This is a genomic window from Kineosporia sp. R_H_3 (assembly GCF_002198675.1).
GTDB lineage: Bacteria > Actinomycetota > Actinomycetes > Actinomycetales > Kineosporiaceae > R-H-3.
In genome coordinates this window covers 1-8,275 of record NZ_MWLL01000248.1, presented here as the reverse complement: position 1 = coordinate 8,275, position 8,275 = coordinate 1, and the positions used below count along the sequence as shown (strand labels likewise).

At 74.4% G+C, this 8,275-nt stretch carries 10 protein-coding genes and 1 pseudogene; 6 read left to right on the top strand and 5 right to left on the bottom strand.

The features are described 5' to 3' along the window. Positions 1-368: sigma factor (locus ECOMGDLI_RS31600; protein ID WP_304441422.1), on the bottom strand; the 368-nt coding region annotated here is incomplete at its 3' end. Between the two features lie 103 nt (positions 369-471). On the opposite strand from ECOMGDLI_RS31600, the gene ECOMGDLI_RS31595 reads away from it, so the two are divergent. Together ECOMGDLI_RS31595 and ECOMGDLI_RS31590 are read left to right on the top strand one after the other, a co-directional pair. Further along, on the top strand, positions 472-1,362 hold the full coding sequence (locus ECOMGDLI_RS31595) for an SMP-30/gluconolactonase/LRE family protein (protein ID WP_088320796.1): 891 nt from the start codon (positions 472-474) through the stop codon (positions 1,360-1,362). A gap of 37 nt (positions 1,363-1,399) precedes the next feature. Beyond that, positions 1,400-2,110: a VOC family protein gene (locus ECOMGDLI_RS31590; RefSeq protein ID WP_088320793.1), complete on the top strand. Its 711-nt coding sequence runs from the start codon at positions 1,400-1,402 to the stop codon at positions 2,108-2,110. 25 nt (positions 2,111-2,135) lie between these two features. On the opposite strand, the gene ECOMGDLI_RS31585 is transcribed toward ECOMGDLI_RS31590, so the two are convergent. Beyond that, entirely contained in the window at positions 2,136-3,128 is a 993-nt protein-coding gene (locus tag ECOMGDLI_RS31585) for an acetylxylan esterase (protein WP_088320792.1), read from the bottom strand. Between the two features lie 70 nt (positions 3,129-3,198). Between ECOMGDLI_RS31585 and ECOMGDLI_RS31580 the strand changes: the two genes are divergently transcribed. Both ECOMGDLI_RS31580 and ECOMGDLI_RS31575 read left to right on the top strand, forming a co-directional pair. Then, positions 3,199-3,951 carry a 1-acyl-sn-glycerol-3-phosphate acyltransferase gene (locus ECOMGDLI_RS31580; protein ID WP_088320791.1) on the top strand — a complete coding sequence of 251 codons (753 nt, stop codon included), beginning with the start codon at positions 3,199-3,201 and terminating at the stop codon, positions 3,949-3,951. 276 nt (positions 3,952-4,227) lie between these two features. Further along, positions 4,228-5,277, top strand: coding sequence for a LacI family DNA-binding transcriptional regulator (locus ECOMGDLI_RS31575; RefSeq protein WP_233153702.1), 1,050 nt, complete (start codon positions 4,228-4,230; stop codon positions 5,275-5,277). A gap of 25 nt (positions 5,278-5,302) precedes the next feature. Here the strand turns inward: ECOMGDLI_RS31575 and ECOMGDLI_RS31570 are convergent, their stop codons facing one another. From ECOMGDLI_RS31570 to upp, 3 genes are all read right to left on the bottom strand, one after another. Then, positions 5,303-5,965, bottom strand: a complete 663-nt coding sequence (locus ECOMGDLI_RS31570) for a PH domain-containing protein (RefSeq protein WP_088320790.1) — start codon at positions 5,963-5,965, stop codon at positions 5,303-5,305. Between the two features lie 12 nt (positions 5,966-5,977). Next, positions 5,978-6,148, bottom strand: coding sequence for a hypothetical protein (locus ECOMGDLI_RS35665; protein WP_198955359.1), 171 nt, complete (start codon positions 6,146-6,148; stop codon positions 5,978-5,980). A gap of 325 nt (positions 6,149-6,473) precedes the next feature. After that, positions 6,474-7,109, bottom strand: a complete 636-nt coding sequence (gene upp, locus ECOMGDLI_RS31565; RefSeq protein ID WP_088320794.1) for a uracil phosphoribosyltransferase — start codon at positions 7,107-7,109, stop codon at positions 6,474-6,476. Positions 7,110-7,250: 141 nt separating this feature from the next. Here upp and ECOMGDLI_RS31560 point away from each other — a divergent pair, with 141 nt between their 5' ends. Both ECOMGDLI_RS31560 and ECOMGDLI_RS31555 read left to right on the top strand, forming a co-directional pair. Beyond that, positions 7,251-7,799, top strand: coding sequence for a tRNA adenosine deaminase-associated protein (locus ECOMGDLI_RS31560; protein WP_158221234.1), 549 nt, complete (start codon positions 7,251-7,253; stop codon positions 7,797-7,799). Positions 7,800-7,834: 35 nt separating this feature from the next. Continuing rightward, positions 7,835-8,274, top strand: a pseudogene (locus ECOMGDLI_RS31555) (nucleoside deaminase). Position 8,275: the final 1 nt, after the last annotated feature.

Below are 8,275 nucleotides of genomic sequence, written 5' to 3'. Positions count from 1 at the left end.
CCGTGCGCGAGGAGCACCCGGTCGAGCATCTCGTCGACGCCGCCGGCCGCGAGCACGCGGGCCGGCAGCACGTCGGTGTCGCTCACCGCCGCGACCTCGCGCGGGCGCACCTTGCGGGCGCGCTCCCCGTCGATGACGAGGTTGCGGGCGACGGTGAGCAGCCAGGCCCGGACGGACGCCCCGCCGGTGCGCTCGGGGTCGAGCGCCTCGGGGTGCCGCCAGGCCCGCAGCAGCGTCTCCTGCACAACGTCCTCCGCACGTGCCGTGTCACCACCGACCAGTCTGCGGACATAGCCGAGCAGCACCCCCGCGTGCGCGTCGTAGAGCTGGCGCATGAGGTGCTCGTCCGTGGTGCCGGTCGGTCCCACGCCTCCGGAACGTAGTCGCCCCGGCGCCGGTTCAACGACATGTGTTCGGCGCGGTCGCCCGTCCGGATGGGTGCCGATGCGGCACGGTGGTTGGATCGTCGGCATGCCGACCCCGCCCGTGCCGACCGTCCTCGACGCCGAGCAGGTCACCGACGTGTGCACCCACCACGGCGAGGGCCCGGTCTGGGACGCCTCGGCCGGCGTGCTGCGGTTCGTCGACGTCGTCGCCGGCGGGCTCATGACCTTCGACCCGGCGACCGGCGCCGTCCGCCGGCGGACCCTCGGGCCCGTCGTCGCGTGCGTGCGGCCGCTCCGGGACGGCGGCCTCGTCGTCGCGCTCGAGCGCAGCGTCGCCGTGCTCGACGACCCGGACGACGAGGCGGTCGCGCCACGGACCGTCGCGACGCTGCCGGACGGGGCCGGCGTGCGGTGCAACGACGGCGGCTGCGACCCGGCGGGCGACCTGCTCCTCGGGACGATGGCGTACGACGAGAGCCCGGGCGCGGGCAGCCTCTACCGGGTGCCCGCCGAGGGCCCGGTCCAGGCCGTCATCACCGGCGTGACGATCTCGAACGGTTTCTGCTTCGACCCGACCGGCACCTTCGCCTACTGGACCGACACCCCGACCGGCCGGGTCGAGCGGCTGACGTTCGCCGCCGACGGATCGGTCGCGGCGCGGGAGCCCTTCGTCACGGTCGACCCCGCGGCCGGGCACCCGGACGGCCTGACCGTCGACGCCGAGGGCGGCGTCTGGGTGGCGCTCTGGGCCGGGTCCGCCGTCCACCGCTACGCGCCCGACGGCACGCTCGACGTCGTCGTCCGGGTGCCGGCCCGGCAGGTGTCGTGCCCGGCCTTCGGCGGCCCGGGGCTCGACGACCTGTACGTGACGACCTCCCGGCAGGGGCTCGCCGCGGGGGAGGACCCGCAGGCGGGCGCCCTGTTCCGGGTCACCCCGGGGGTGCGGGGGCTACCGGTGCTGCCGTTCGCGGGCTGAGCGTGCGTTGTCGGGGGCCGGTCGTACGGTCGGGGGCATGACGAACGGATCCGTACGGTTCCTGACCCGGACGGCGGCCCAGGAGGCCGTGGTCGCCGAGGGCTGGCGCTACCTGCTCGGCACCTTCTGCCTCTCGGTCCCGGTGGCGTCGCTCGCGGACGGGTGCGCGGTCGCGGCCCGCGCCGTCGCGGCGGCCGGACCGCGGGCCGACGACCACCTGCGTGCCGACGTCCGGCCCGACCGGGTCGAGCTGTCGCTGGCGACCCGCACCGCGGGCCGCGTCACCGATCTCGACGTCGCCGCCGCCCGGGCGATCTCCGCGGCGCTCGGCGTCCCCGCGGCACCGGCGACGGGCGTGCCGCGCCCGGTCCAGATGCTCGAGCTCGCGATCGACACCGAGGACGCCGCCCGGATCCGCCCGTTCTGGAAGGCCGTCCTCGGCTACGTCGACGACCCCGCGAGCGACCCGGCGGCGCCGGACGGGGCCCTCGTCGACCCGACCGGCCAGCTGCCGGCCCTGTGGTTCCAGCAGATGGGCGCCCCGCGGCCGCAGCGCAACCGGATCCACCTCGACGTCACCGTCGCCCACGACGAGGCCCAGGCGCGCGTCGAGGCGGCGCTCGCTGCCGGCGGCCGGCTGCTCGACGACTCCTTCGCGCGGTCGTTCTGGGTACTCGCCGACGCCGACGGCAACGAGGTCTGCGTGTGCACCTGGCTCGACCGCGACGAGCGGGCCGCCGCGGGGTAGTCGCGGGGTGGCCGCCGGCCGTGGCTCAGGCGACCGGGGTGGTCCCGAAGACCTCGTGGAGGAAGCCGAGGACCTCGCCCTCGTGGAAGCCGCCGCCGCCCTCGTGCCGGTTGAACGGGTACTCGACGATCCGCTTCGGCCCGGCCCACGCGTTGAAGGCGGCGTAGACCGTGGACGGCGGGCAGATGTCGTCCATGAGCCCGACGCTCCACAGGCTCGGGGCCGTGCCGCGGGCGGCGTGGAAGACGCCGTCCAGGTGGTCGAGGGTGTCGAAGACGGTGCCGACCATGTCCCGGTGGACGGCGCAGTAGCGCACGACCTCGCCGTACGGGTCGGAGTCGGTGATCGTGGTCGCCCGCCGGATGTCGCAGAGGAACGGCACGTCGGGCGCGACCGCGGCGAGGTCCGGCACGAGCCCGCCGACGGCGATGCTGATCGCCCCGCCCTGCGAGCCGCCGGCGACGGCGACCCGGCCGGCGTCCACGAACGGCAGCGTCCGGGCGGCCTCGACGGCGCGCACGGCGTCCGCGAAGACCCGGCGGTAGTAGTGCTCCTGCGGGGAGGCGACCCCGCGGGTCATGAAGCCCGGGTGCTGCGGGCCGGCGTGCGGGTCCGGGTCGGGGGTGTGCCCGGGGGACCACGTGCTGCCCTGGCCGCGGGTGTCCATCTTGAGGTGGACCCAGCCCGCGAGGGCGTAGCGCGACGGGTCACCGGGCAGGCCGCGACCGCCGCCGTAGCCGACGTACTCGACGACGGCCGGCAGCCGCTCGCCCCGGGCGGCAGCCCCGCGGGGGGCGGTCAGCCAGCCCCGCACGCGCTGCCCGTCCCAGCCGGAGAACTCGACGTCGTGCACGTCGACGAGGGCGAAGCCGGTGGGCTGCGCGGTGAGCCGGACGTCGAGGGGCGTGCGCCGGGTCCGCTCGAGGGTCTGCGCCCAGAAGGCGTCGAAGCCGGCCGGCTCGGGGGTCGTGGAGCGGTACCCGCGCAGGGCGTCGCCGCTGAGGTCGAAGAGGGCCACGGCGAGAACCTAGCCGGGAGGCACGGCCGGGTCTGCCGCCGGGCCCGGGCACGCCCTACGCTCACGTGTCGTGAGCGAGATCGTGTACCCCCCGGTGATCCTCCTGGCCAAGACGGTCTTCCGCGGCCTCGGGCTGCGCTTCTCGCTCGAGGGCACCGAGCACATCCCGCGCGAGGGCGGCGCGGTCATCGCGAGCAACCACGTGAGCTACCTCGACTTCACGTTCGTCGGGCTCGGTGCGCAGCCGGCGGGCCGGCTCGTGCGGTTCATGGCGAAGGACGCCGTCTTCAAGCACCGGATCTCGGGGCCCCTCATGCGCGGCATGAAGCACATCCCGGTCGACCGGGCCGCCGGGTCGCAGGCCTTCCGTGACGCGCTCGCAGCGCTCAAGGCCGGGGAGCTCGTGGGCGTGTTCCCCGAGGCGACGATCAGCCGCGCCTACATGCTCAAGGACTTCAAGGCGGGCGCCGCGCGGATGGCGCAGGCCGCCCAGGTGCCGATCGTGCCGTGCATCGTCTGGGGCGGGCAGCGGATCTACACCAAGGGCCGCCCGCGCGACTACGGCCGCGGCAAGGCCCTGACGATCGCCTACGGGGAGCCGCTGCGGCCGGCCAAGCGCGACAACTCCGAGGAGGTCACCGCCGAGCTGCACGCCCGGATGGCCGAGATGCTCGACCGGGTGCAGCGCTCGTACCCCGACCGGCCGTCCGGCCCCGACGACACCTGGTGGCTGCCGCCGCACCTCGGCGGCACGGCCCCCACGCTCGAGGAGGCCGCCGCGCTCGACGCGGCGGACCGGCGGCACCCCGACGCCGCGTCCTGACCGTCGTCTCGCCCTGATTGACACGTCCGTCCGGGAAGAGCACGCTTGGGAGCGCTCCCATGTGGAGCGTCTCCGGCCGCCACCGGGGACGACCGCCGGGGACGCCGTCCGCGGGCCACGCGCGGCGACCCCGGCGGTCCCGACTCCCGGCCCGAACGGCGTCCCGACCGGCCGTGCCCGCCGCGTCCGCCGGTGCGGCGCGACATCCCCCGACCGGCGTCCCGGGATGATCGACCCCGGTACGGTCGGACCCGCACAGGGTGAGGAGGTGCTCGCGTGGAGGACAGCAGGGCGGCCGACGGCGGCCGGCAGCGGCCGACGCTGGAGATGGTGGCCGCGGAGGCCGGGGTCTCGCGCGGCACCGCGAGCCGGGCGCTCAACGGCGGCCACAACGTGAGCCGGCGCGCGATGGAGGCCGTGCAGGCCGCCGCGACCCGGCTCGGCTACCGGCCCAACCTCGCCGCGCGCTCCCTCGTCCTCGGCCGCAGCGGCTCCATCGGGCTCGTCGTCTCCGAGTCCGACGAGCGGCTCTTCAGCGACCCGTACTTCGCGACGGTCGCGCGGGGCGTGCACGCCGAGCTCATGGCGCACGACGTCCAGCTGGTCCTGGCCCTCGCGCAGACGCCCGCGGAGCGCGAGCGGATGCTCCGCTGGTCCGCCGGGCGGCCGCTCGACGGCGTCATCATCATCTCCGTCCACGGCGCGGACCCGCTGCCCGGCGCCATCGCCACGGAGGGCGTGCCGGTCGTCATCGGTGGGGCCGTCGAGGGGCCGGACCGGGACATCCCCGGCCTCGCGTCCGTCGACGCCGACAACCTCACCGGGGCCCGGTCGGCCGTCGAGCACCTCGTCTCCCGCGGACGGACCCGGATCGGGCACATCAGCGGCCCGCTCGACATGGTCGTGGGCCGGGACCGGCTCGAGGGCTGGCGCTCGGTCGTCTCCGGACTGCCCGGCGGCGCACCGCAGACGCTGACCGTCGAGGGCGACTTCACCGAGGCGGCCGGTGCCGAGGGCGCGCGCCGGCTGCTCGCCGCGCACCCGGACCTGGACGGCGTCTTCACGGCGAACGACGTCATGGCCCGGGGAGCGCTCAGTGCGCTCCAGCAGGCCGGGCGGCGGGTGCCGCAGGACGTCGCGGTGGTCGGCTTCGACGACCTGCCGGGGACCGAGGGGATCTCTCCGGGCCTGACGACGGTGCGGCAGCCGGTCATCGAGATGGGCCGTCAGATGGCCCGCACGCTGCTCGCGATGGTCGAGGGGCTGCCGCTCGCGGAGCGGCACACGGTCGTGCCCACGACTCTCGTCGTCCGCGAGACGAGCTAGCCGGACCGCCGCGCGCCGCGGCGGCTCACCACGGGTTCTGGTCGTCCTGGTCGATCTTGCCGCCGCGGCCGTCCGGGTCCTTGCGGAAGCGGCCGGTCCACCCGACGTTGACCCGCTTCGGCGTGCTGATGTTCACGATGTTGACGTCCTGCGGGACCTTCTTGAACAACAGGTTCTGGATGTGCCGGTAGGTGTTGTCCGGGTCCGGGATGAACGGCAGCTTCGAGAACGCCTGGTCCTGGCCGGCGGACTCCACGATGAAGGTGCCGTAGCCGAGGATGATGCCGAGCGGCGTCTTGTTGTAGGTCATGTCGGTGACCTTGCCGATGGGCATCATCCGGATCTTGCGGATGATGACGCCGTCCACCTTGATCATCCGGTAGCCGGAGATGAAGGTCAGCTCACGGGTCCACTCGAACCAGCGCCACGACACCCACAGGAGCAGCGCGACCCAGGCGAGCGCGAGGAGGTTGCGCGCGCCGTCCGCGGTGTCGGGCAGGTTCGCGAACCCGAGGAAGGTGAGGACGGTGCCGCCGAGGAAGGCGGCCACCGGCTTGATCATGACGGCCTCGTGGACCTGGCCGCCGAGAATGGTCGTCTCGGTGTCGGCCAGGTACCGCGGGATCTCGCGCGGCAGCTCCGCGACGGGCCAGTTCCGCCACGGCCACTTGTGCGGCAGGACCGCCATGGCGCAGCCGGACTAGCCGTTGATGATGGCGTCGAAGAACTCGAACACCGCGCGCACGCCGTCCGCGATCGCCTGGAAGCCGGTGCGGACGAAGTCCGCCGCCGCCTGGGGGCTGACGATGATGGCGTACAGCACGAAGATGACGATGATCGCGCCGAGCACGTTCTTCGTACGAGTCGACATCACACCTCCTCCGACGCATTCCGTCGCCCGCTCCTCGTGAGCGGGCAGGACGTTCCAGCATTGCCGATCGCCACGGCGCGACGACGAAGGCGCGCCGTGGTGTCCCGGACTGGGTCACCGTGGGTGCGCCTACGACGCCGGAAGGTCACCGGGACGCCGACCAGCGTTACCGTACGTCACTTCCGTCACTCGAGGGAAGCCGAACGGGTGATTCCGAGATGAACTTGCGACACCAAAAGCCGCAACTCGGGCATCCACTCCGCGTGTCCGCCGGATGGGTGATGTGGATCACGGCGTGTCGCCCGAGTGGTTGCTCCGCGTGTCGTCAGACGACGCCGTAGAGCCGGTCGCCGGCGTCCCCGAGGCCGGGCACGATGTAGCCGTGCTCGTTGAGCCGCTCGTCGAGCGCCGCGGTCACGATCGTCACCGGCGCCTCGGCCCCGAACTCCGCCTCGACGGCCGCGATGCCCTCGGGTGCGGCGAGCAGGCAGATCGCCGTGACGTCGTCCGCGCCGCGGTCGAAGACGAAGTGCATGGCCGCCGCGAGGGTGCCGCCGGTCGCGAGCATCGGGTCCAGGAGGAAGACCTGGCGGCCCGTCAGCGACTCCGGCAGCCGGTTCGCGTAGGTGCTCGCCTTGAGGGTCTCCTCGTCGCGGATCATCCCGAGGAAGCCGACCTCCGCGGTCGGGACGAGCCGCGTCATGCCGTCGAGCATGCCCAGGCCCGCGCGCAGGATCGGCACGACGAGCGGCTTCGGGGCCGACAGGTGCACGCCGGTCGTCGGTGCGACCGGGGTGACGATGTCGTGCGCCTCGACCCGGACGCCGCGGGTGGCCTCGTAGGCGAGCAGGGTCACGAGCTCGTCGGTCAGGCGGCGGAAGGTGGGGGAGTCCGTGCCCACGTCCCGCAGCACGGTCAGCTTGTGGGCGACGAGGGGGTGGTCCACGACATGCAGGCGCATGGCGGGCAACATATCGCGGCCGGTCGGGCGCCAGCAGGTGCCGCGGACGTGGCGGCGGCCCGCGTGATCGGCGCGACATCGGACGCGACATCGATGCGACATGCCCGGGGCCCTCGCGGACGGCCCCCTGACGGTGCCACGATGTCGCCCGTGGCGTACTTCACCGCTGTCATCGCCCGGGCCGGGCTCACCTGGAAGGCGCGCGACGTCGAGGTCGACGACGCGTCGACGCTCGACGAGCTCGCGGACCTGCTGCGCGGCGTCGCGGTCAACGACGAGCCCGTGATCGCGGTCGTCGAGCACGAGGACGAGTGGTTCGCGGTCGTCCGGGTCGACGGCGACGAGCTGCCCCGGCTCTTCGTCAGCGACCTCGGTGCGGCATCGACGAGCCACTACGGCGAGCTCCTCGCGCCGGCGGCCGACGTCGACGACCCCGAGGACCTCGACGCGGAGCCCGCCGCCGAGGAGGACGACGACTCGGACGAGGACGACGAGGACGGCGCGCCCCCGGAGGACGAGGAGATCGTCGTCGCCGTGTGGGCGGGCGAGACCGACCTGCTCGAGGACCTCGGCGTCCCCGGCCGCACCCTGCGCAAGCTCGTCGAGGACAACGCCGACGACCCGGGCGCCGTCCTCGCCGAGGTCGGCGAGACCGTCGGCTTCGCCGACCTGCTGGAGGCCCTGCGCTGAGGGGCGTCCCGCCCTCCCTCGTCGACGTCGAGGCCATGCGGGAGGCCCTCGTCGAGGCCCGCGCCGCGCTGCTCACGGACGACGTCCCGGTGGGGGCCGTCGTCCTCGCTCCGGACGGCACCCTCGTGGGCCGTGGCCACAACCTCCGCGAGGGCACCGGTGACCCCACGGCCCACGCCGAGGTGCTCGCCCTGCGCGCCGCCGCTGCGGCCCTGGGCACCTGGCGGCTCGAGGGCTGCACCCTCGCGGTGACCCTGGAGCCCTGCACGATGTGCGCCGGCGCACTCGTCCTCGCCCGCGTCTCCCGGCTCGTCATGGGCGCCTGGGACCCCAAGGCCGGCGCCGCGGCTCGACCCTGGACGTCGTCCGCGACCGCCGCCTCAACCACACCGTCGAGGTCGTCCCCGAGGTCCTCGCCGCCGAGAGCGCGGCGCTCCTCCGCGAGTTCTTCGCCCCCCACCGCCCGCGCCCCTGAC